This window comes from Paenibacillus hemerocallicola, from assembly GCF_006265175.1.
In the GTDB taxonomy this organism is placed as follows: Bacteria; Bacillota; Bacilli; order Paenibacillales; family NBRC-103111; genus Paenibacillus_AB; species Paenibacillus_AB hemerocallicola.
Window position 1 is genome coordinate 1 of the sequence record NZ_VDCQ01000040.1, and the last position, 21342, is coordinate 21342.

Here is a 21342-nt window from a genome sequence, read left to right on the forward strand (position 1 = left end):
CAAGGCGATAGTCTGATCCTCTCCGAAGCGAGCTACAGCTATAGCCCGTGGAACGAACTGACCCAGGCGACCAGCGGAACGGGCACGACGAGCTTCCAATACAGCCCGGAAACGGAAGGACTGCGGATCAAGAAAACGTCACCGAACGGAACGGTACGGTATACGTACAACGGAAACGGCCAAGTGATCGCGGAATCGGATGCGAACAACAACGTGATCGCCCAGTACGTGTGGGGACCGGATCGTCTGCTGATGAAGAAGGACGTGGCTACGGGCCAGTCGTACTACTACATGCAGAACGGCCATGGCGACGTCGTACAGATGGTGAACACGTCCGGAGCGGTCGTGAACAGCTATCGTTACGACGAGTGGGGGAATATCCTGAGCCAAAGCGAGGGCGTTCCGAACACGTTCAAGTACGCGGGCGAGATGTATGACACGGAGACGGGATTTTACTACTTGCGGGCGCGGTATTATGATCCGAGCGTGGGACGGTTTATTAATAAGGATACGTATGAGGGGGATATTGCGAATCCGTTAAGTCTTAATCTGTATACTTATGTGTATAATAATCCACTGAGGTACACGGACCCGACTGGTCATTGTGTCGGCGATGGCACTGCGTGTGAGTATATCAACGAAATGAAAGATGCAGCAGTTAATATGTTAACGGAAGTTAGTGACAATGCCCTGTCCTACGCGGGACTATATTACGCAGAAGTTGCGGCTCTTGCTCTCCCTGTTGAAGAAGCGGCCATTGGCGCGGTGGCAGCGGCGTCCAAATTCTCTGGTAAACTTGCTAATTTTGCTTCGAAGGCAATGAAACTATTTAAAAAAGCGGATGATGCTGTTGAGGTAACGGGAAATGTTACAAGGCAAACAGTGACGTCAAACAAAGGTACAGTTCTTGATGTTACACCATCGGCGAATCATACAACTACAACATCGATTCCACATCCTGCAAAAGGTGTTCCAAATTCTACAGTAGACATTTTGGATAAAAAAACAGGAGAAATAAAAACAAGGAGATTCTACGGTCCTGATGGAAAAGCAGTAAGGGATGTTGACTACACTAATCATGGTAACGCAAAAGAACATCCTGAATGGCCGCACGAAGACTTCTTTAAGTGGAATGATGATGGTACATTTGATAGATAAAGTAGGGAGTGATATCTATCCAATACGAGGAGTTAAAAGAGAGAGTAACTATGGGAGAAGAATTTCAGTTTTACTACCAAAATGAAAGTTATTGGATTAGCAAAAACCAGAGAGGTTTTTACCTAACAAGAGTAAGTGACAGCTATTCACAATCTTTTCTAACGGCAGATGACCTTTTTAAAAATGCTACTATTGATGGTAAGTCAATTCATAACCTATGGGATGAAATTGATATTTAATTCATAGCCCTATAGAGTATACGGCTGTCGGCGAGATTTACCGCTCCCTTGATTTAATAATACATAGCCAGTTCCCTCGGTCGATGGATGGCTGCCGTGTCGCGATTTAGCTGAGCGAAGCGATGGCGCTGAATGAATACGAATGACTATCCCGGCCCACCCGAGGCGACGAAATGGACGCTAAACGTCCAGAAATCGCCCGAGGTGGGCGCTACTGTTCTGCCGTGACCGCTTGCTTGTTCCGAGGGTAGAATTGGAAAACTACCCGGTTTCTATCGGCTGTAACCACTCGGGGAAACGGATTTTCGACATGCGATATGAATGAGAGCCAGGGATGGATTTTATGGAAAACGTGTCATGTGCTCCTATGTGGGGAATACAGGGGTTTCCCATAGGAGCATGTGCGAATCGTTACTCTGTCGGGTGCTTTACTGTACAAAAGCCCCCAAGAGTCCATTGTATTCTTTATCACGTTAACGCTTTAAATAAAAATGGGTACGATATTCAGAAGTGAATCTGAATTCACACCTGAACATCTGGCCCTCCCTTGAAGACCGAAGGGAAGAAAGGGACGGAGCGAAGCGGAGTCTTCCGAGCGAAGCGAGGAAAGGTCACAAGCAAGGAACGGGAGAAAATGTGAACCTTCACATCTAAATATCCGTGGGCATCCTATGTCGTTTTCTGACTATGGAGATTCAAGGGATGGATGTGCTCTGCTCCTCGCTAACGCTCGGAGGACTTCGCTTCGCTCGTCCGCTGAGTGATACGAAGTATTTATACGAGGGTTCTGGATATTCGAAATACGATGATCTCTTGTTGTTCTCTGGATGGTAATATTTCCACATGCTCCCGCTGGCGACGATATGGACGTAGAACGTCCCGTAGTCGCTGACGGGGGCTTTTCACGTATTCGGGAAGATTTTCTCCCAGCCCCATATGAATAGCGCGTTACGCCTTGGTTAAACGTGCTGTAACCATTTTTCTTCCGAAATACTATGTAAGAAACTGGACGAAGCGAAGCAGGGCGAAGCGGAGTCCCCCAACGTAGCGCGGAAAGAGTTCCCTATCCGATTCCTGCATGTGAATCACACGGAGTACAGATGTCCCCTCCCGGTTTATTTATACGAAACGCCCTGAAGGGCGCTACGAAACTTAGGAGGGCTAGACGATGGGATATGACTGCCAGATGACAACGCTTGGAGATTGCCTGCGCGTGAAGCGGTATGGGCGAGAGATACCTGAAGAAAGTGGTAAATCGAAAAGGGAGCGCTTAGCGGAGATCGAAGCGATTTATGCGAATCGTTCCTTGACGGATGAACAGAAACAGGTCTATTCGGCGATCCTGAAACCGCCGGATCGGGAGGAGAGCGCGATACATCGCCCGGATCGAACGCCGAAGCCGGGGCGACTCTCGTTAAAGGAATGAGAACGATTCTGTCACCTGATGGATCAGAACTTTAGCCTAGGGCATAAGTTCATTACGCTCACCTGCGAGAAACCGGACGTGACGTTAGATGAAGCGGCGAAGGACTACGAGAACTGGGTGAAGCGGATGCGCGAGCGATACGGCGACTTTAAATACCTCGCTGTTCGATCCTTCCAACAGCGCGGCACGCTTCACTTCCACCTGCTGGCCGATCTGCCTGCGATTCCGAGAACGGAGCTGGTTGATGGAACGTTTCGGGATATCTGGGGGCTGGGAAGCGTCGAGTTGAAACGCATCTACAGCCTGCCGATGGAGGAGCGCCGGAATAAGCTAAAGCTCGACCTAATCAAGAATCTGCGGGATTTTAAGACGGATGAGCGTTCGTATGGAAAGCGCTTGTTCCTTCAAAGCAAGAACCTGATCGTACCGGAAACGGTGAAGGGCAACTTTTACGAGCTGATGGAAAAATGGAGGTCGGAAGGCTATGTGCCGAAGTTGATGGATTCCCGCCAGTTTCCTGTGGAGTATTTGCGTTATGTCCAACTCGAAACGTATCACCTGAAAAAATAAAGGTCATCTTTCTTACGTTACCGCGTTAAAGCGGTCGGACCCTTGTCCCTACTGTGGAGCGGCTGGATAAAGGTGCAATCACCTTAAATTTAAATAAAACGAGGCTTGAATTCCCCCGCGTTCGCGGTATATGATTGCCGCTAGAATGTTTTACCAAAAATTAGGAATTTGTGAGCCGAACGTAAGGAACGTGACGATTGGGGGAAGTAGCTGTTGAATGTGGAGGAACTGCGTGACCGATATGAATTGTTGATCGAGCAAGAAGATCGGCTCCTCCGGCAAATCGGGACAGGAGAAATGTATCTGTGTACGTTGCTGGAGACGATGTACCATAAAGACCGTGAGGTGGATCCGGGGGCGGCGAAAGAACTCGCCCAACGGATGTATGCCTATACAGAAGAACGCCGAACGGAACTTTGGCAAGTGCGACTGGAAAAGACGATACTCGCGATGCAGTTGAAACCGGAAAGCCGATAAGGCGACGGGGGGGCGTAAGACTTTGCTGACGTGTCTTTGCGGTTCGTCCTCTCGAACTGAGGATGCAAGCTTACGCTTCTGCCTATCGTCATAACCGCTCTGATGAGGGGTTGCTTATGGGTATCATGGAGAAACGGCTGCAGGACGAGAACGTTGACCGATCCAGAACAACGCGATAGAAGGGGAAGTTGGAATGATGAGACCTGATCGGACGATCTATGTCGGCGTGGACCTGCATAAGCAGCACCATACCGCCGTCATGATCGATTGCTGGAATAAGAAGCTGGGCGAAATCCGGTTCGATAACAAGCCGTCTGCGTTTCCCCTGCTTTTGAAGGAGGTAAAAAAGCATACGAAAAAGGGAATGTCCGTCGTATACGGGTTGGAAGACGTGGGCGGCTTTGGCCGAGCGTTGGCGGTGTACTTGACTGAAAACGGCTGCTCGGTAAAGGAAGTGAACGCGAAGCTGGCGAATAACCGCCGTAAGAGCCAGGTGACGGTACAGAAATCCGATAGCTGGGATGCGGAATGTGTCGCGAAGGTGCTGCGGGATGAACTGCCGAATCTGCCGGACGCGAAGCCAATTGACCTATACTGGGCGATTAGCCAACTCGTCACCCAGCGAAAATGGCAAGCCAAGAGCTTGTCGGGCATGGTGAAGCGGCTGCATCAGCAGGTCAGCTACCACTATCCCAGCTATAAAGCGTTCTTCTCCGAGATCGACGGGAAGACGGCGTTAGCTTTCTGGCATAAGTATCCTTCGCCCGGCCACCTGAACGGTATGACGGTGGATGAACTGGCGAAGTTCCTGCGGAAGCTGAGCAACTACGCGCTATCGACGAAGAAAGCGGAGCAGATGCTGACGCTGATCGCGGAGGATGGCGATACGACGCGGGACTTTCAGGAGAAGCGCGATTTTATCGTGAAAGGGCTGGTACGGAATATTCGCTTCTATGGGCGTGAACTGAACCGTATTGAACGGGAGATCGCAAGCCTGATGAACCAGCTAGGCTTCCAGTTGGAGACGATGACGGGGATTGACTTGGTGACGGCTGCGGAACTGGTGGCGGAGATTGGCGATATCCACCGTTTCGCTACGTCGGATAAGCTGGCGAGATTCGCGGGCGTAGCACCGATAGCCGTGGGGTCTGGGAACAAGTACCGGAATTACAAGAGTAAGCAGGGCAACCGGGAACTGCACGATATGCTGAAAGCTCTCGCTATCCGGCAAATCGCGGTAACGAGAACGAAGAAAGAGCCACGTAATCCGTACTTCCATGCGTATTACGAGCAGAGGATGGCGGAAGGTAAGACGAAGCAGCAAGCGATCGTCTGTATCATGCGGAAACTGGTGAATGTCGTCCACTACCTGATGCGGACGAAGGCGGCGTATGTGATGCCGACGGTGCCGGAGAAGGATGCTGGGTGATATAATGGAAACAAATGCTAGGGGCGGACTACTGCCCCGCTTCCTACGGAAAGTAACGCTTTATTAACTAGGATACGTATGAAGGGGATATTAGTAACCCGCTGAGTCTCAACACGTATACGTATGTGTATAATAATCCGTTGAGGTACACGGACCCGACAGGTCATTGTGTCGGCGATGGCACTGCGTGTGAGTACATCAACGAAATGAAAGATGCAGCAGTTGACATGTTAACGGATGTTAGAGACAATGCCTTAACCTATGCAGGAATATATTACGCAGAGGTTAAGGCTCTTGCTCTCCCTATTGAAGAGGCAGCGATTGGTGCGGTGGCAGCAGCGACCAAATTCTCCGGTAAACTTGCTAATTTTGCTTCGAAGGCAATGAAACTATTTAAAAAAGCGGATGAGGCAGTTGAGGGCATGGGTAATGCTGTCAACTCTACTAGGGTTGGACAGTGGATGTCCAAAGCAGAATATAACGAATTCGTAAAAACGGGCACAATTCCAAGAACTAATGTCTTAACTAAAGGTAAACAGGGTTTTGAAAAACAAGCTAATACAGGTGATTATTATGTTGAATTTGATATTGATTCTTCATTGTTAATGGAGAAAGATGTAGACTTGGGTTGGTCACTAGTGAAGTCAAAAAACCAAACTCAATTAAAGTTAGCAGAAAAGAAGGGTCAAACTCTGCCTGATCCAATTGGTACAAACATCAATCACGTGGATACGAAATAGTAAAGAAAGGTATGATGACAATGCTCGAATCAATAAAGAAAATCATAAATGATTACATCTTGGAACTAGATAAAGGTATTGTAATCGAAAGCGAAGTTATGTACGGAGAAAATAAGCTTGAATATGCCCTATCAACTGATGAATACATGGCATCAGTTTCGATTCTTTCAGATTACACGTACGATTTTTATGCTGTTGAGATTGAAAGTGAAAGAACATTTATGGTTAAAACAAAGCAGTTTGTTAGTTTCGATGAATTAATTACGGAATTAAAGAAGGATATTTCAGGTTTTTCAGACTGATATTGTTTTGTAACCTTGATTGGCTTCGTGCCTTTCAAGGTTTCTTCTTTTGGTGGGGCTACCCAGTGCCGAATGAACCCTTTTTTATATCCAAGATAAAGGTTACCCTTATTCGTTCTCTACCAATTTTTTTTGGAAATGTCGTGTAGTAGAAAACGGTCAATTTATCTTTAGAATTAAAATGTTTGCGAATTCTCGAAAAATGTTGTTTACCTCGCAGTCGTTATTTGATAATATAATCGCAACAATCAAATGCGATGAAGAGAAGAGTAAATAAACGAATTCTTTCACAGAGAGCTCCGTCGGCTGGGAAGGAGTAAAGAGTTCTTTATTGAACAAAGCCTCAGAGCAGCGCATCGGACCCTCATGGAGAGGCGATGGTGTGCCAGGAGCTCCTGTTACAGAGCTAGAGTATAAGCGTTGTGTATGGCAATGCCGTACTCGAAGAGGCGAATATGGCGACATATTGGCGAATCTGGGGTGGTACCGCGAGCGCACAAATCTCGTCCCTAAGACTATAGTCTTGGGGGTGGGATTTTTTTGTTGTTGCAGAGTTGAGCACAGCATGCATACCATATTACACATAATAAAGTATTCGGTACGCGGAATCAGACGGATTGAAGCGGGTTATTTCGAGGAAATGCCTGCATAACTTGGAGAGGATTTGATAACTGATGACTGAGAAGCTAAAAGTCGGTATTGTCGGAGGAACGGGCATGGTTGGCCAGCGGTTTGTCGAGCTGCTGGGTCGGCACCCCTGGTTTCAAGTAACGGCCATTGCAGCGAGTGCCGGATCGGCAGGGAAAACGTATGAAGAATCGGTACAAGGCCGGTGGAAGCTGTCCAGCCCGATTCCCGAAGACGTGAAGCAAATCATCGTTCAGGACGCTTCGAAAGTGGAGGAGGTCGCCTCCCGGGTCGATTTTGTGTTTTGTGCGGTCGATATGAAGAAAAATGAAATTCAAGCGTTGGAAGAAGCATATGCCAAGACGGGCACGCCCGTCATTTCCAATAATTCGGCTCACCGCTGGACGCCGGACGTCCCGATGGTCATTCCCGAGATTAACCCGGGGCATATGGAAGTGATTGCCGCTCAGAGAAAGCGGCTCGGCACCTCGACCGGATTTATTGCCGTCAAGCCCAACTGCTCCATTCAGAGCTATGTGCCGGCCCTGCATGCTTTGTTGGATTTCAAACCGACACAAGTGGTCGCATCGACGTATCAAGCGATTTCCGGAGCCGGTAAAAACTTTGCCGACTGGCCCGATATGATCGACAATGTCATCCCTTATATCGGCGGCGAGGAAGAAAAAAGCGAGCAGGAGCCGCTGCGCATATGGGGCAGCATTGCAAACGGCGAAATTGTAAAAGCGAGCGCGCCTTTAATTACAACGCAGTGTATTCGCGTTCCGGTAACGGACGGACATTTGGCCACGGTATTCGTATCGTTTGAGAACAAACCTTCGAAGGAAGACATTCTCGAGCGCTGGCTGCAATTCAAAGGACGGCCGCAGGAGCTCGGTCTGCCAAGCGCGCCAAAGCAATTCATCACCTATTTTGAAGAAGAAAACAGACCGCAGACGAAGCTGGATCGGGATATTGAACGCGGTATGGGCGTTTCGGCGGGCAGATTGCGCGAGGATTCCTTATACGATTACAAATTTGTAGGACTTTCGCATAATACGTTGCGCGGAGCGGCGGGCGGAGCCGTACTGATCGCCGAATTGCTCAAGGCGGAAGGGTACATTCAGGCAAAGTGAATGGAGAAAAACGCATCGATCAACGCAAGCAAGGCTGCCGGCATGGACCGGCGGCCTCGCATTGTTTATGGGCATGTTACCCGAGCTTGTCGGAAGGCGGGTTAAACTGAAGAACGCCCCATAAATTCCCTTCCGGATCATAAAACTTGAGTACCCAAGCGAATCCGTCGTCCTGATACAGCTGAATGCGGGTATTGATTTTAGTCAAGCTATCATGGAGTTCGTGAATTCGGGTCGTTCGGTATAATAATACCGGGAAGTCCGTCCCGTTCACCGTATAGTGGGCGTGCGTCGAATCGTCATTCGTTTGCCATAACATCAGGAGCGGCCCTTCCGGCAAGGTGAGGAATGCGATGCGGTCGCCGTCGCGGCTGCTCAATTGAAATCCCAACTGCCCGGTGTACCATGAGATGGCCCGGTCCATCTGACGCACCGGAATTTGCACGTGTTCAAGCGATGTAAGCATGATCTACTCTCCTCGCATGGTGGTATAGGATAAGGCTCGGCTTGCCAGTAAGTATATTTTACCAGACGGAGTAAAGTTGATGTCATTTATTAATAACGTGCTCAAACTATATTTACAAATATATATCTTTTGAATATAATCAAATAATTATATAATCATTTACAGATGATCAGAAAGGAAGGCATGGCATGATTTCAATTGAAGAGATGGCCGATGTGCTGAAGCTGCTGGGCGACAAGAACAGGCTTACGATCGTTGCCCTGCTGAACGAGAAGGAGCTGTGCGTATGCGAGATTGTTGACCTGTTGCAAACGAGCCAGCCGAATATTAGCCAGCACATGCGCAAATTAAAGGACGGAGGCCTCGTCAAAGAGACCAAAAGAGGGCAGTGGGTGTACTATTCCTTAAACGTTCAAGACAAGCCCTATATCGCAGAAATTCTGAACCGGATTCCTTCGCAAAAAGAAAAGATCCAATCGACCATCTGCGAAGAGAATGATTGCTGCAACTAATTCGGGAGGGTTTCTATGGTTTGCATGGCTTTCCTTATTTTTTTAATCACCTTAACATTTGTCATTTGGCAGCCAAAAGGATTGAATATCGGCTGGTCGGCTAGTGCCGGGGCTATTCTCGCCCTGATGTTCGGCGTAGTCAGCTTCACGGACGTCGGTACCGTTACCGGTATTGTCTGGAATGCCACCTTGGCATTTGTGGCTATCATCTTAATTTCCCTCGTACTCGATGAAATCGGATTTTTTGAATGGGCGGCGTTGCATATGGCGCGGCTTGCACGCGGTAACGGACTGCTTATGTTCGTCTTGATCGTGCTGCTGGGATCGGCGGTCGCGGCAATGTTTGCAAACGATGGCGCGGCCTTGATCATAACGCCGATCGTGCTTGCCATGGTGCGCGCGCTGAAATTTGAGGAAAAGATGATTCTCCCGTTTATTATGGCAAGTGGTTTCATTGCCGATACGGCTTCTTTGCCGCTTGTCGTAAGCAATTTGGTGAATATCGTATCAGCCGATTATTTCAGCATTGGTTTTGCGGAATATGCGAGCCGCATGATCGTTCCGAATTTCTTCTCGATTTTGGCGAGCCTCCTGGTGCTGTATTTGTATTTTCGTAAAAGCATCGCGAAAAGCTACGATCTCTCCGGGCTAAAAAAGCCGGAAGAAGCGATCAAGGACAAGAGATTGTTTCAACTATCCTGGGTTATTTTAGCGGCTCTCCTCGTTGCCTATTTCGGCAGTGAATTTTTGTCCATTCCCGTGTCCATCGTTGCCGGGATTGCCGCGATTGCATTCCTTTTGGCCGCGAGAAAAAGCCCTGTCATTCAGACATGGAGGCTCGTCAAAGGGGCTCCTTGGGCTGTCGTCATCTTCTCCATCGGTATGTATGTCGTCGTGTATGGACTCCGGAATGCCGGTCTTACCGATGCATTGGGCAGTGTCATTCAAGCGGTCGCGGACAAAGGACTGTTCGCTGCCACGGTCGGAATGGGTTTTATTGCAGCCATCCTATCCTCCATTATGAACAACATGCCGACGGTCATGATCGACGCACTGGCGATACAAGGTACGCAAACCGAAGGAGTCATTCGAGAGGCGCTGATCTATGCGAATGTGATCGGTTCGGATCTGGGACCGAAAATCACCCCGATCGGGTCTCTGGCGACCTTGCTTTGGCTGCATGTGTTGTCGACGAAAAACGTGAAGATCGGTTGGGGAATGTATGTTAAGATCGGAATCCTCCTAACGGTTCCCACGTTATTCATTACTCTTGTCGGGCTTTTTGCGTGGCTGTATTTGCTTCAATTCGCGAACGTCCATGTATGGCTCATCATCGTGGCTATCGTTGCGATTCTCGCGATTATTGCCATGCTCGTCGTGAAGCGGGCATTAGGAAACAAGCATAGAGGAAGTCAAGGAATCTAACCGGAATCGGAAATTTCAAAGGAGACATACACCAATGGAGAAAAAACCTCTCGTTTACTTTTTGTGCACCGGAAATTCTTGCAGAAGCCAAATCGCCGATGGATTTTTACAAGCATTAGGCAGCGACCGATACGAAGTAAAGAGCGCAGGGCTTGAAGCGCATGGATTAAATCCGCGCGCGGTTCGGGTGATGCAGGAAGCCGGCGTGGATATAAGCCAGAATACGTCCGATGTGATCGATCCGGAAGTGTTGAATCGCTCCGATTACGTAATTACGCTGTGCGGCCATGCGGACGAGCATTGTCCGGCGATTTCCAACAAAAACGTCACCAAATGGCATTGGGGCTTTGACGATCCGGCCAAAGCCACCGGAACGGAGGGGGAAATCATGGAGCAATTCCGCACCGTGCGGGATTCGATCAAAACCCGGATTGAACAATTCGTAAGGGAAGGAAAATGAGGCGGATAAGCCTGCGTAGACCACTTGTCCGATCAAGTGGTTTTTCATTTTGTGTTTGATGAAAATAAAGAATTAGACAGGATCGACAAGTGCCTTGGAGTTGCCTTTTGATATGAAACTTGTATGATGCAGAAATTTTATAAATTTAAAGGTTCATCATGAACCAAGCTGCGATTTATTGCTTCCCACAAGTATAGCGATGCAATAGTAGAATAAGGCTTCCAGTGGACATGTTTACGATGTAGTTGAGGCTGGCCGCCGCTTCCTTCAGATGCATAAAGCCATTCTGCAGCACGGTTAAGTCCACTATCCCCAAATGATACAACATCCTGTCGTCCTAGATAGAAAATGAGAAACATCTCTGCAGTCCACCGGCCAATACCCTTTATTGAGGTCAACAAACGAACGATTTCCTCATCATCCATATCGCCAACTTTTCGAAAATCGAGTGCCCCCTCTTTCGCACGCTCGGCAACGTTCCGGATATAGCCCAACTTATTTTTGGACAATCCAACTATACGCAAGTCCTCTTCTGCAGTAGCCAGAATGACATCAGGTGTGATTTTCCCGCATAATTGTTCTAATCGAAGGAATATCGTCTCTGCAGCTTTAGTCGAAAGCTGTTGACCGATTAATGATCTCACCAGGTATTGAAACCCATCCTGCTGAACAGGTATGCGGATGTATCCAATCCGATTTATCAGTTTGTTTAGTAACGAGTCGTTATTGCACAATTCACGCACATAATTATGGTTTGGATGAATATCGAAGAGATACTGCAATCTAAACATCCTTTCTTGTTGCAGCCCATCCGAACAAGTGGGAATCAACGAGCATGTGAGCCGCTTTGGAAAAGTTATCGGGATTAAAATCGGTTTTTTTAATATAAGACATCGTAATGGCGCCACTGCATAACATACGTAATAGCTCTGCCAGCTCGAACGGATGAGCAGCACCGGCTTTTTCTGCCAATAGCGCGATGGCTCCCCAGTTGTCTTCCGTTCCTTTAACCGCATTAATATGATTGTGATGAGAAGCATCCGGAAATTCTACTGCGGTATTTACAAAGGGACATCCTCGATATCCGGGGCTTTTTATTTTCTTTGCAAATTTGTCTATGAGTGCATGCAGCTGCTTAGAGGCTGAATCCGGATGTTGAAGTCTCGCTTCCTCCAAATCTTTTGCATTTAAATCTTGATGATATTCCAAATAAGCGGCAACCAAATCGTCCTTGGATGCAAAATTACGATAAAAACTTGCCTTGGCAATGCCCGCTTCGGCAATAATGCGGTCGATTCCTACCGCTCGGATCCCCTCTCTGTAAAACAAATCCGATGCCACTTGAAGAATTTGATTCCTTGCTGATTTTCTTGGCATTAGTATCACCCATTGCTCCAAAGTAAACATTACCACAATACAATAAAGATACAGAGTTGTTCAATATCATACTATCTCAATTGGGTAAATGTGTCAAATTCCGTTGATAAATAGTGAATGTATGACATCTTGACAAATATTCCCGGTTGATTTAGTATCGTTGAAAAGAGACAGACTTGTACCGTTATCTAGGATCGGGATATAGTCGGTCTACTTCAACATAACAAATTGGAGGTAGTTTGGAATGATGACAACAGAGAGGGATGTCGATGCATGGGATTCCTGCTTTAACAAGGAGAGCGGATGGTACCCATCGCTTGAACGCGGACTACATGGGCTAACGGTTGCACAGGCAAATTGGAGACTAGACGGAAAAGAAATGAATACGATTTATGAATTGGTCAACCACATCCTGTTCTACAAGTCAACATTATTATCCGGACTTACAGGTACTGGAGATGCTCCAACCTCAGATACAAGTTTCAATAACGACCTTGCAGTTAATACCGAGGATGAATGGAAGGAAACTGTTGCAGAATTGAACAATATACATTCTCGCATACGTGAAAAGCTGGCAACGATGAGCGAGCATGAGCTGCAAAACGAATCGGAGGGGGTCCCAATTTCCCAATGGGTATCGGATCTTGTTCGTCATGACATCTACCATACCGGACAAATTATTTTCATCCGTAAACTGCAGGGTTCATGGACAGCCTGACATCGTCACAGTACGGTAGTGGCAGTTTAAGACTTTATTTCCAAGCCCGAAGCTGCCGCTGCCTTTTTATCACGGATCAGTCTAAAACTTTATTTTCTAACACTTTGTTTAACCAAATTTCTTAGATAAATATATACTTGCAATTTGCAAATATTAACGGTATAACTATAGTAGGAGGCGAACGGCCGTGGAAAATACCCGAGAGCTATTCCAAATCATGACTCGACGATTCGGTTTTCTGAATAAAAATTGCTGTTCTGCCGGTGGCCTCGATATTTCCTTGATCCAGAGCCACATTCTTTATGAAATCGATCATCGGCATAAGCCTTCCATGCAGCAGGTAGCAGAAGCGCTAGGCACGGATATTACCACTTTCAGCCGCCAAGTTCAGTCGTTGATCAAAATGAATTTGGTGAAAAAGCTACCGGATCCGTCTGACCGGAGAGTTTATGTTCTTTCGCTGACAGTGGAAGGGAAGTACATTGCGACTACGATTGATCAGCAAATGAATGCTTATCTGAACGAAATTTTTTCGCATATGAACGATTTTGAGAAAGATACCGTCATTCGCTCGATTAAGCTGCTGAATGAGGCGATGGCGAAATCCAGCCAATGCTGTACAACCCCGGTGGGGTAATCTTTTTCGCTAATATTTGCAATTTGCAAATAAATAGATAGCCATAAAATAAGTTGAGGGAGTGCTTACCATGAGTCAAAATACGGACGATCAAATTCGTCAAAATGTTCGGAGTCGTTATAAGGAAATTGCCTTGAAACCGCTGAAAATGGATTCGGGCTGTTGCGAAACGCCGGTCAACTTCGCGGATGTTTCCGCCCGGCTCGGCTACTCGAACGAAGAACTGACCGCCGTTCCGGAGGGGGCGAATCTCGGTCTCGGCTGCGGGAATCCTCAAGCTATTGCGTCGCTGCAACCGGGTGAGGTTGTTTTGGACTTGGGCAGCGGAGGCGGCTTCGATTGCTTCTTGGCAGCACGTCAAGTAGGAGCGGCAGGTCGTGTCATCGGAGTGGATATGACTCCTGAAATGATAAGTCGCGCCAGAAATAACGCAAGCAAAGGCGGCTTTGCCAATGCGGACTTTCGGTTAGGAGAGATTGAACATTTGCCGGTTGCGGACCAAACGGTAGATGTCATCATTTCCAATTGCGTGATCAACCTATCGCCGGCGAAACGGCAGGTGTTTGACGAGGCTTTTCGCGTGTTAAAGTCCGGAGGACGGCTTGCGATCTCGGATGTTGTCACCACGGCCGAGCTTCCGGAAGCGATCAAGAATGACATGGATGCCCTATATTCGGGCTGCATCTCCGGAGCGTCATCCGTTGACGAGGTGAAGGCTATGTTGGCTCAGAGCGGCTTTGCGGATGTGGTCGTAGAGCCGAAGGATGAGTCCAAGACGTTTATTAAAGACTGGGTTCCAGGGGCGAATGTCGAGAATTATATTGTCTCTGCTGTGATTAAAGGAAATAAGCCGTGACCCCGCGAAACGGTATGGATGAAACCGTAAGTCGAGTCATGATTGACAAAGCGTAGTCTACATGGTACCATTCGATCATTAATCAATTCCAAGTATTCATATGGATATTGATATGACAATCGACCGAGCAAACGGAGATGTCTCTTTCTAGAGATGTCTCTTTTTTGTTTAAGGGAGGGACAACAAGATGGACTACGTGTAGTTCTATTTTTTTCATTTTTTATTTGGTCTGAGGTCTGAACCTTAATTCATAAAGATTCGAGTTGACACCCTTCTGGCAGGTGGAGTAAACGATGAAAATAAATCGTTGAAAAGATGTGAACTTACTTTACACAAGTATTGCTAAGTGATGGATGTGGTGGTACTATGATGATATAAGGTTCGAACCATAGACCTTTAAAAATTGAGGTAAAAAAGTGGAGGATCAATGAGATGGCCACACCTTATTTGACCCGTTTCAAACATGTGAATGCCCTGAAAGTAAGCGACTTTATTTTGGAGCAATTGGAAGAAGCCATAATTCTAAAGGAGTTTTTGGCGGATGAGCAGCTGCCGCCGGAACGAGAGCTTGCCACCATGTTTAAGGCGAGCCGTCTCGCGGTACGCGAAGCTATTGCAGAGCTGGAGAAACGAGGACTTATCGAAAGGCGCCTTGGCGCAAAAGGCGGTACTTTTGTTTTGCCGCTTACAGCCAAAACCCATCAGCGTTCGCGGGAAGAGATTAAAAAGAACTGGGACCAAATGAAGGAAATGTTCGAATTTCGTACCGTTATCGAGCCCGAGGCAGCGCGATTGGCGGCCGAGCGTATGAATCGGTTGGAGCTCGAACAGATTAAACATTTTGTCCAACAAAGTATTGAGCCGGATGTCACAAGAGAGATGTTTCGGGCGCTGGACGTTAGATTCCACTTGCGTATTGTAAGCGCATGCAGAAATTCTTTTTTCGAAAATGCCGTTCGACGCGTTCGTACCATTATCAACCCGGCTCTCGATTTGATGCCTTTCAGTCAAAAAGTTCAAATGACGACCTACAATCAACATATGGCACTCCTACAAGCTTTCGAAGCGCGAGACGGAGAGCGGGCAGGCGTTATGATGCGGGAACACATCGATGAAACCTCAAATGCGATTTACGAGAAAGTGTTCGGAAACGGACCCGAGGCCGTTCGTTAAATATAGGCAGGGTTTGGAACATCAAGTACGGGCCGAAAGCCTGCCTTTATGTTTGGACAACATATGAAAAAGGGGAGTACAGAATGAAAAGAAGATGGAGTGTAGGACTGTCACTGATGATGGCCGCGACGATCGGGCTGGCGGGATGCAGTAAGTCAGGTTCTGATGCGACAACAGGGACAGCGGGCGCAGAAAAGATCCTTACCTTTGCGCTCGCGCGGGATATTGCCAGCTTTGACGTTCAAAATTACAATGCAAGCTCCTTGGAAGCTGTCCATGTTAATATGTACAATCATTTATTGAAAAACGACCCGAAGCAAAACAAAATTCCCGATTTGGCAACAGCATGGGAAAAAATAGATGATAAGACGTGGCGATTCAAGCTCAAGCAAGGCGTCAAATTTCATAATGGGGATCCGTTCACGGCGGCGGACGTCAAGTACTCGCTTGAAAAAGTAGCCAAAGACCCGAAAAGTCCGGATAATGCCAACTACAAAATGATCACGGAAGTAAAGATCATCGACGAGCATACTGTCGATATATTAACCGAATACCCGGATCCGCTTATATTGAACCGGTTGGCGCGAGTCGGGTCCTATATCATGCCGTCGAAGTATATTCAGGAAAAGGGCTGGGAGTATTACTTGAATAACCCCGTCGGTACGGGGCCATACAAATTCAGCAGTTGGAAAAAAGACGACCGTGTCGAATTGGTAAAGAATCCGGACTACTTCGGGGAAAAACCGAAATGGGACAAGCTGATCGTACGATCGATCCCGGATGAATCGACTCGGGTCTCCGAGCTGTTAACCAAAGGTGTAGATATAGCAGTCAATGTGCCTACCAGCGATGTGGAACGGATTAACAAGAATAAAGGGACGCAGGTCGTACAGGCGCCAAGTCAGCGAATCATGCAGCTTATCGTGCGGACAACACCGGGCACGGTGACAGCGAATCCGAAGGTGCGCGAGGCCATTGATTATGCAATTGACGATAAGGCTATCGTAGATAATATTCTGGGCGGCGCCGGAACGCCGACAACGGGAGCTGCAGGACCCGGAAATATCGGATTCAACTCGAATTTGCACAACAAAACGAACTTTGATAAAGACCGTGCCAAAAAGCTATTGGCTGAAGCCGGCTACCCGAATGGTTTGGAATTGTCATTGACGGCTACCAATGGCAGCTATATGAAAGATAAAGAAACGGCCGAGATCATTACGGCCATGCTCGGAGAGGTCGGAATCAAGGTGAAGCTGGAAATTTTGGAAAGCAGCCAGTTTAACGCCAAAATTAAAAACAAAAGTATGGGCGAGCTGCACATGATCGGAGTAACGAACTCCATTTTCGATGCTTCCAACTTGATTAAAAGGAAGTTTTCCACGGACGGATCAAAGGGGGAAACCGACTACAGCAATCCGGAATTCGATCAATTGATGAAGGATGCAGAGTTTAATATGGTTGCAGAACTACGGGATAGCCAAATTCAACGCGCACAACAAATATTGGCTGCGGATCGGCCCGTGATTCACATGTTCCAATTGAAAAACAATTATGGCATAACGGATCGGATCGAATTCAATCCCAGAATAGACGAGATGTTTGAGGCTGACGAAATTTTGCCGAAAAACGGGAAGTAACGGTTCCGAAGGGTTCTTAGTAGAGGACCCTTTCCTTTTTGACAAGCGAATGAAACAGGGGTGAGGGCGTGGGCAAACATACGCTGCGGTCGGTCTATCAAGTGATTCCGGTTATTTTTATCATCATCGTGATCGTGTTTATTCTTCTTCGCGTAACGGGGGATCCCGTCTCGCTGATGCTTCCCGAATCAGCGACGGAGGAAGATCGGCGCATTCTTGCTCAAGCACTCGGGCTGGATCAGCCTCTCCACATTCAATTCATGAAGTTTTTGGGTGATGTGGCACACGGGGATTTCGGGAATTCGTTCCGATACGGCCAGCCAGCGATGCCGCTCGTTCTCGAAAGGCTGCCCGCCAGTTTGGAACTCGCGGTTGCATCGATATTCGTCTCTATCATTATTGCAATTCCACTAGGAATCATATCGGCAATTAAACGGGATACGTACCTTGATATGTTCATCTCCGGTCTTTCTGTTCTTGGTAAGTCGATGCCCTCTTTCTGGCTCGGCATGATCTTGATTTTGCTGGTTTCCGTTCAATTCGGTCTCCTTCCCGTTTCGGGACGAGGATCTTGGGAGCATTTGATACTGCCGGCAGTGACGCTCGGTGCATCACTCGCGGCCCAGAAAACGAAGCTTATTCGTTCAAATATGTTGGAAGTGTTGAATCAGGATTATATCCGTACGGCAAGAAGCAAAGGGCTCCGGGAAACGGTCGTTATTTTCAAACACGCATTTCGGAATACCTTAATACCTGTGGTTACGCTTATGGCACTGCAGATTCCGCAATTAATCGGAGGCGCGCTCATCATCGAGACCGTATTTGCGTGGCCCGGGATGGGGCAGTTGACGATAACAGCGATCAATGCGAGAGATATGGCTGTTGTACAAGCTGCCGTCTTTTTCGTTTCCGGACTCATTATTGTAAGTAACTTGCTGACGGACGTTCTATATCGGTACTTAGATCCGCGCATCAAATACAGCTAATCGGAGGTGACACCGTGTCTATGTCCATCGATTCGTCCTCGGGCATTTTGCCTGCGGCCTCCCCTTCACAGCCGACATCGAAGCTTCGACGATGGCTTCGTCTGCTCTTTAAAAGTAAAACCGGTACGGTCGGGGTTTTGCTGGTGGCGATGATTTGCTTGATAGCCGTCTTGGCTCCGTTTCTTGCTCCCCATGATCCCGGGAAAAGCAGTGTTTCGGTACGCCTCCTTCCTCCGATGTGGCTGGATAAAGGGACTTCCTTATATCCCCTCGGTACGGACAATCTGGGGAGAGATGTGTTAAGCCGCATCCTGTACGGTTCTAAGATTTCCTTAATTGTCGGCATTTGCTCGGTAGTCATTTCCGGAACCATCGGCGTCATATTGGGCCTTGTAGCCGGCTACTACGGCAGATGGATCGATAGCATCATTATGCGTATCATCGATGCTTTTCTGGCCATTCCCACGATTCTGCTCCTTTTGCTCGTATTGGCCGTTTTGGGTCCGGGAATGGTTACGCTGATCTTTGTCATTGGATGTACGGGATGGGTTTCCTACGCTCGCGTGGTCCGAAGCGAAGTGTTAAGTGTCAAAGAACGCGACTTCGTAAAAGCGGCAAGGGCTGTAGGCGCCCGAGATTTTCGAATTATTTTTACTCATATTTTACCGAATGTAACCTCTTCGTTTATTGTCATTTCTACGTTAAGCGTAGCCGGTATCATTATTTCGGAAGCCTCGCTCAGTTTCCTCGGCTTGGGGATTCAACCTCCAAATATTTCGTGGGGAGGCATGTTGAGCGACGGGAAGCAATATTTGGCTACAAGCTGGTGGGTAGCCGTATTCCCCGGGGCCGCGATTACGATTACGGTTTTGGCGGTTACGTTCCTGGGTGACTGGCTGCGGGATATTCTGGATCCTCGGATGAAACTGAAAGGTTCGAAATGAGCGGTACGAGTGAAACGGAGGGATCGAAGTGGCGGCACGTCTGCTCGAAGTAAACGAGCTTAGAACACATTTTTACACATCGGAAGGCGTCGTCCCTTCAGTCAATGGTGTAACCTTTCATGTAGCAGAAGGCGAGACGCTTGCCATCGTCGGGGAGTCCGGATGCGGCAAAAGCGTCGCTTCTTTATCGATTATGAGGCTTGTTGCTTCTCCCGGGGAGATAGTCGGAGGAGAAGTGCGATTTGAAGGTCGCGATTTGCTTAAGTTGAGCAAAAGAGAGATGCAGAAGCTCAGAGGGAACGAGCTCTCGATGATCTTTCAGGAGCCGATGACATCGCTGAATCCCGTCTTCACCATCGGAAATCAAATAGGGGAAGTGATAGCCCTTCACCAAGGATTGAGTAAAAAACAAACGAGGGCGAAGAGCATGGAGATGCTGGAACTTGTCGGTATTCCGAATGCCGAACGTGTGTTGGACAACTTCCCGCATCAGCTTTCCGGCGGGATGAGACAGCGGGTTATGATCGCCATTGCGCTTGCATGCAACCCGAAGCTGCTCATCGCCGACGAACCGACTACCGCGCTGGACGTTACCATTCAAGCCCAGATTTTGGATTTGATGCGGAACATATGCAAGGAGCGAAAGACCGGGTTGATTTTAATTACCCATGATCTTGGCGTTGTGGCGGAAATGGCGGATCGCGTTGTAGTGATGTATGCCGGCCAAGTGGTGGAAGAAGCCACCGTGTACGAATTGTTTTCCGATCCGAAACACCCGTATACGATCGGTCTGCTTCGGTCCATCCCCAATTTGCATAATCAAGAAGAAGAGCTCGCCAGTATTCCCGGCTCGGTGCCGAATCCATTGAACATGCCTACCGGATGCGCGTTCCACCCAAGGTGTCCGTTAGCAGATCAAACATGCAAGACGAAGGCGCCACAATTGGAAAAAATAAGCGAGCAGCACAACGTCCGATGTTTCCATGCCGGGAGGGAAGTCGAATGAGTTCATTTCAGGAGAGGGAACGACCACTGCTTCAAGTCAAAGGATTAAAGAAGCATTTTCCTCTGGAGAAATCGGTATTCTCGCGGAAAACAGGTGCGGTTCGTGCTGTCGATGGCATTGATTTTGTTGTCCATAAAGGGGAAACGCTCGGTATTGTCGGAGAATCCGGATGCGGCAAATCAACAGTGGGTCAATTGATCCTTCAACTACTGGAACCGACTGAAGGGGAGGTTTGGTTTGAGGGGAGAAATCTGTCCGAGCTGAACCGCGAGGAAGTACGGAAAGTTCGGCGCGACCTGCAGATCATTTTCCAAGATCCGTATTCATCGCTGAATCCCCGAATGAAAATAGATGATATTATTGCCGAGCCATTAAAGGTTCACGGAATTTCCCGAAAGTCGGAATGGCGAGAAAGGGTCAAGCAACTCCTGAACGTTGTCGGCCTGGGCGAGCATCATTTGGGACGATATCCCCATGAGTTCAGCGGCGGACAGCGACAGCGGATCGGGATTGCCCGAGCATTGGCTTTGCAGCCCAAACTGATTGTGTGCGACGAACCGGTTTCGGCACTGGACGTATCGATACAAGCCCAAATCTTAAATTTGTTGAAGAAACTGCAACGCGAATTCCAACTGACCTATATTTTCATTGCTCACGGTCTGCCTGCCGTGAAGCACATTAGCGATAGAATCGCCGTGATGTATTTGGGTAAAATTGTCGAAATCGCCGATCGTGACGAATTGTTTGCGAACTACAAGCATCCGTATACGGAAGCCTTGTTATCTGCGATTCCGGTTCCGGATCCGACTTTGCGCAAAGAGCGCATTATTCTTCAAGGAGATCTTCCAAGTCCGGCGAATCCCCCAAAAGGCTGTAGTTTTCATACGCGCTGTCCCTATGCGCAAGATCGATGCAGTCAAGAGACGCCTGCCTTGCAGCAGCAAGACGGCAACCATTCGGTGGCTTGCCATTTCCCGTTGCGTGCAAGCTCGTTGTTCAAAGCCGACCCTGTACAAGTACACTGAAACCGGGAGGATACCC

The 21342-nt window shown here is 48.0% G+C and carries 24 protein-coding genes and 1 other annotated feature; of the genes, 21 read left to right on the forward strand and 3 right to left on the reverse strand.

Annotated elements, in window-relative coordinates; translation table 11 throughout:
* The 9 genes from FE784_RS42045 to asd all read left to right on the forward strand — a co-directional run.
* Window positions 1-1158: RHS repeat-associated core domain-containing protein (locus FE784_RS42045; RefSeq protein WP_246132157.1), on the forward strand; the 1158-nt coding region annotated here is incomplete at its 5' end.
* A 50-nt stretch (window positions 1159-1208) separates the two neighbouring features.
* Complete coding sequence (locus FE784_RS24350; RefSeq protein ID WP_246132158.1) at window positions 1209-1397, forward strand: hypothetical protein; 189 nt, start codon at window positions 1209-1211, stop codon at window positions 1395-1397.
* Window positions 1398-2565: 1168 nt separating this feature from the next.
* Window positions 2566-2823 carry a hypothetical protein gene (locus FE784_RS24355; protein ID WP_139604866.1) on the forward strand — a complete coding sequence of 86 codons (258 nt, stop codon included), beginning with the start codon at window positions 2566-2568 and terminating at the stop codon, window positions 2821-2823.
* An 18-nt stretch (window positions 2824-2841) separates the two neighbouring features.
* Window positions 2842-3393 carry a rolling circle replication-associated protein gene (locus FE784_RS24360; protein ID WP_425465565.1) on the forward strand — a complete coding sequence of 184 codons (552 nt, stop codon included), beginning with the start codon at window positions 2842-2844 and terminating at the stop codon, window positions 3391-3393.
* 213 nt (window positions 3394-3606) lie between these two features.
* The gene (locus FE784_RS24365; RefSeq protein WP_139604868.1) at window positions 3607-3870 is read left to right on the forward strand and encodes a hypothetical protein; all 264 of its coding nucleotides are present in this window, start codon (window positions 3607-3609) and stop codon (window positions 3868-3870) included.
* Window positions 3871-4063: 193 nt separating this feature from the next.
* Window positions 4064-5299: an IS110 family RNA-guided transposase gene (locus FE784_RS24370; RefSeq protein WP_139604869.1), complete on the forward strand. Its 1236-nt coding sequence runs from the start codon at window positions 4064-4066 to the stop codon at window positions 5297-5299.
* 206 nt (window positions 5300-5505) lie between these two features.
* Window positions 5506-6039 (forward strand): TreTu family toxin, encoded by a 534-nt coding sequence (locus tag FE784_RS24375; protein WP_139604870.1) that lies wholly within the window; start codon window positions 5506-5508, stop codon window positions 6037-6039.
* Between the two features lie 14 nt (window positions 6040-6053).
* Window positions 6054-6341, forward strand: a complete 288-nt coding sequence (locus FE784_RS24380) for a hypothetical protein (RefSeq protein WP_139604871.1) — start codon at window positions 6054-6056, stop codon at window positions 6339-6341.
* A gap of 248 nt (window positions 6342-6589) precedes the next feature.
* Window positions 6590-6855, forward strand: a binding site (T-box leader).
* A 160-nt stretch (window positions 6856-7015) separates the two neighbouring features.
* Window positions 7016-8101 carry an aspartate-semialdehyde dehydrogenase gene (gene asd, locus FE784_RS24385; RefSeq protein ID WP_139604872.1) on the forward strand — a complete coding sequence of 362 codons (1086 nt, stop codon included), beginning with the start codon at window positions 7016-7018 and terminating at the stop codon, window positions 8099-8101.
* Between the two features lie 76 nt (window positions 8102-8177).
* Here asd and FE784_RS24390 read toward each other — a convergent pair whose 3' ends face one another.
* On the reverse strand, window positions 8178-8567 hold the full coding sequence (locus FE784_RS24390) for a VOC family protein (RefSeq protein WP_139604873.1): 390 nt from the start codon (window positions 8565-8567) through the stop codon (window positions 8178-8180).
* A 188-nt stretch (window positions 8568-8755) separates the two neighbouring features.
* Here FE784_RS24390 and FE784_RS24395 point away from each other — a divergent pair, with 188 nt between their 5' ends.
* Genes FE784_RS24395 through arsC form a run of 3 tightly spaced genes read left to right on the forward strand, consistent with a single transcriptional unit; the run spans window position 8756 to window position 10964 of the window.
* On the forward strand, window positions 8756-9079 hold the full coding sequence (locus FE784_RS24395) for an ArsR/SmtB family transcription factor (protein ID WP_139604874.1): 324 nt from the start codon (window positions 8756-8758) through the stop codon (window positions 9077-9079).
* Window positions 9080-9094: 15 nt separating this feature from the next.
* Window positions 9095-10504 carry an arsenic transporter gene (locus tag FE784_RS24400; protein ID WP_139604875.1) on the forward strand — a complete coding sequence of 470 codons (1410 nt, stop codon included), beginning with the start codon at window positions 9095-9097 and terminating at the stop codon, window positions 10502-10504.
* Between the two features lie 34 nt (window positions 10505-10538).
* Window positions 10539-10964, forward strand: coding sequence for an arsenate reductase (thioredoxin) (gene arsC, locus FE784_RS24405; RefSeq protein ID WP_139604876.1), 426 nt, complete (start codon window positions 10539-10541; stop codon window positions 10962-10964).
* 137 nt (window positions 10965-11101) lie between these two features.
* Here arsC and FE784_RS24410 read toward each other — a convergent pair whose 3' ends face one another.
* Both FE784_RS24410 and FE784_RS24415 read right to left on the reverse strand, forming a co-directional pair.
* A complete protein-coding gene (locus FE784_RS24410; RefSeq protein WP_176706486.1) occupies window positions 11102-11746 on the reverse strand; it encodes a DNA-3-methyladenine glycosylase family protein in 645 nt (214 codons plus the stop codon).
* A 1-nt stretch (window position 11747) separates the two neighbouring features.
* Entirely contained in the window at window positions 11748-12341 is a 594-nt protein-coding gene (locus FE784_RS24415; RefSeq protein WP_139604878.1) for a TetR/AcrR family transcriptional regulator, read from the reverse strand.
* Window positions 12342-12585: 244 nt separating this feature from the next.
* Here FE784_RS24415 and FE784_RS24420 point away from each other — a divergent pair, with 244 nt between their 5' ends.
* The 9 genes from FE784_RS24420 (at window position 12586) to FE784_RS24460 (ending at window position 21326) form a co-directional block, all read left to right on the forward strand.
* Window positions 12586-13059 carry a DinB family protein gene (locus FE784_RS24420; protein WP_139604879.1) on the forward strand — a complete coding sequence of 158 codons (474 nt, stop codon included), beginning with the start codon at window positions 12586-12588 and terminating at the stop codon, window positions 13057-13059.
* Between the two features lie 187 nt (window positions 13060-13246).
* Window positions 13247-13696: a MarR family winged helix-turn-helix transcriptional regulator gene (locus tag FE784_RS24425; protein ID WP_139604880.1), complete on the forward strand. Its 450-nt coding sequence runs from the start codon at window positions 13247-13249 to the stop codon at window positions 13694-13696.
* A gap of 70 nt (window positions 13697-13766) precedes the next feature.
* Entirely contained in the window at window positions 13767-14552 is a 786-nt protein-coding gene (locus FE784_RS24430; RefSeq protein WP_139604881.1) for an arsenite methyltransferase, read from the forward strand.
* Window positions 14553-14984: 432 nt separating this feature from the next.
* Window positions 14985-15725: a FadR/GntR family transcriptional regulator gene (locus tag FE784_RS24435; protein WP_139604882.1), complete on the forward strand. Its 741-nt coding sequence runs from the start codon at window positions 14985-14987 to the stop codon at window positions 15723-15725.
* A gap of 83 nt (window positions 15726-15808) precedes the next feature.
* Window positions 15809-17365 carry an ABC transporter substrate-binding protein gene (locus tag FE784_RS24440; RefSeq protein ID WP_139604883.1) on the forward strand — a complete coding sequence of 519 codons (1557 nt, stop codon included), beginning with the start codon at window positions 15809-15811 and terminating at the stop codon, window positions 17363-17365.
* Between the two features lie 68 nt (window positions 17366-17433).
* Window positions 17434-18351 (forward strand): ABC transporter permease, encoded by a 918-nt coding sequence (locus FE784_RS24445; RefSeq protein WP_176706487.1) that lies wholly within the window; start codon window positions 17434-17436, stop codon window positions 18349-18351.
* Between the two features lie 20 nt (window positions 18352-18371).
* A complete protein-coding gene (locus tag FE784_RS24450) occupies window positions 18372-19295 on the forward strand; it encodes an ABC transporter permease (RefSeq protein WP_139604930.1) in 924 nt (307 codons plus the stop codon).
* Between the two features lie 28 nt (window positions 19296-19323).
* Window positions 19324-20301, forward strand: a complete 978-nt coding sequence (locus FE784_RS24455; RefSeq protein WP_139604884.1) for an ABC transporter ATP-binding protein — start codon at window positions 19324-19326, stop codon at window positions 20299-20301.
* Window positions 20298-21326 (forward strand): ABC transporter ATP-binding protein, encoded by a 1029-nt coding sequence (locus FE784_RS24460; protein WP_139604885.1) that lies wholly within the window; start codon window positions 20298-20300, stop codon window positions 21324-21326. Before FE784_RS24455 ends, FE784_RS24460 begins: the two co-directional genes overlap by 4 nt.
* Window positions 21327-21342: the final 16 nt, after the last annotated feature.

Coding starts and splice junctions, on each gene's coding strand:
- FE784_RS24350 (WP_246132158.1), top strand. CDS start 1,209: ATGGGAGAAGAATTTCAGTTTTACTACCAAAATGAAAGTTATTGGATT.
- FE784_RS24355 (WP_139604866.1), top strand. CDS start 2,566: ATGGGATATGACTGCCAGATGACAACGCTTGGAGATTGCCTGCGCGTG.
- FE784_RS24360 (WP_425465565.1), top strand. CDS start 2,842: ATGGATCAGAACTTTAGCCTAGGGCATAAGTTCATTACGCTCACCTGC.
- FE784_RS24370 (WP_139604869.1), top strand. CDS start 4,064: ATGATGAGACCTGATCGGACGATCTATGTCGGCGTGGACCTGCATAAG.
- FE784_RS24375 (WP_139604870.1), top strand. CDS start 5,506: ATGAAAGATGCAGCAGTTGACATGTTAACGGATGTTAGAGACAATGCC.
- FE784_RS24380 (WP_139604871.1), top strand. CDS start 6,054: ATGACAATGCTCGAATCAATAAAGAAAATCATAAATGATTACATCTTG.
- asd (WP_139604872.1), top strand. CDS start 7,016: ATGACTGAGAAGCTAAAAGTCGGTATTGTCGGAGGAACGGGCATGGTT.
- FE784_RS24390 (WP_139604873.1), bottom strand. CDS start 8,567: ATGCTTACATCGCTTGAACACGTGCAAATTCCGGTGCGTCAGATGGAC.
- FE784_RS24395 (WP_139604874.1), top strand. CDS start 8,756: ATGATTTCAATTGAAGAGATGGCCGATGTGCTGAAGCTGCTGGGCGAC.
- FE784_RS24400 (WP_139604875.1), top strand. CDS start 9,095: ATGGTTTGCATGGCTTTCCTTATTTTTTTAATCACCTTAACATTTGTC.
- arsC (WP_139604876.1), top strand. CDS start 10,539: ATGGAGAAAAAACCTCTCGTTTACTTTTTGTGCACCGGAAATTCTTGC.
- FE784_RS24415 (WP_139604878.1), bottom strand. CDS start 12,341: ATGCCAAGAAAATCAGCAAGGAATCAAATTCTTCAAGTGGCATCGGAT.
- FE784_RS24420 (WP_139604879.1), top strand. CDS start 12,586: ATGATGACAACAGAGAGGGATGTCGATGCATGGGATTCCTGCTTTAAC.
- FE784_RS24430 (WP_139604881.1), top strand. CDS start 13,767: ATGAGTCAAAATACGGACGATCAAATTCGTCAAAATGTTCGGAGTCGT.
- FE784_RS24435 (WP_139604882.1), top strand. CDS start 14,985: ATGGCCACACCTTATTTGACCCGTTTCAAACATGTGAATGCCCTGAAA.
- FE784_RS24440 (WP_139604883.1), top strand. CDS start 15,809: ATGAAAAGAAGATGGAGTGTAGGACTGTCACTGATGATGGCCGCGACG.
- FE784_RS24450 (WP_139604930.1), top strand. CDS start 18,372: ATGTCCATCGATTCGTCCTCGGGCATTTTGCCTGCGGCCTCCCCTTCA.
- FE784_RS24460 (WP_139604885.1), top strand. CDS start 20,298: ATGAGTTCATTTCAGGAGAGGGAACGACCACTGCTTCAAGTCAAAGGA.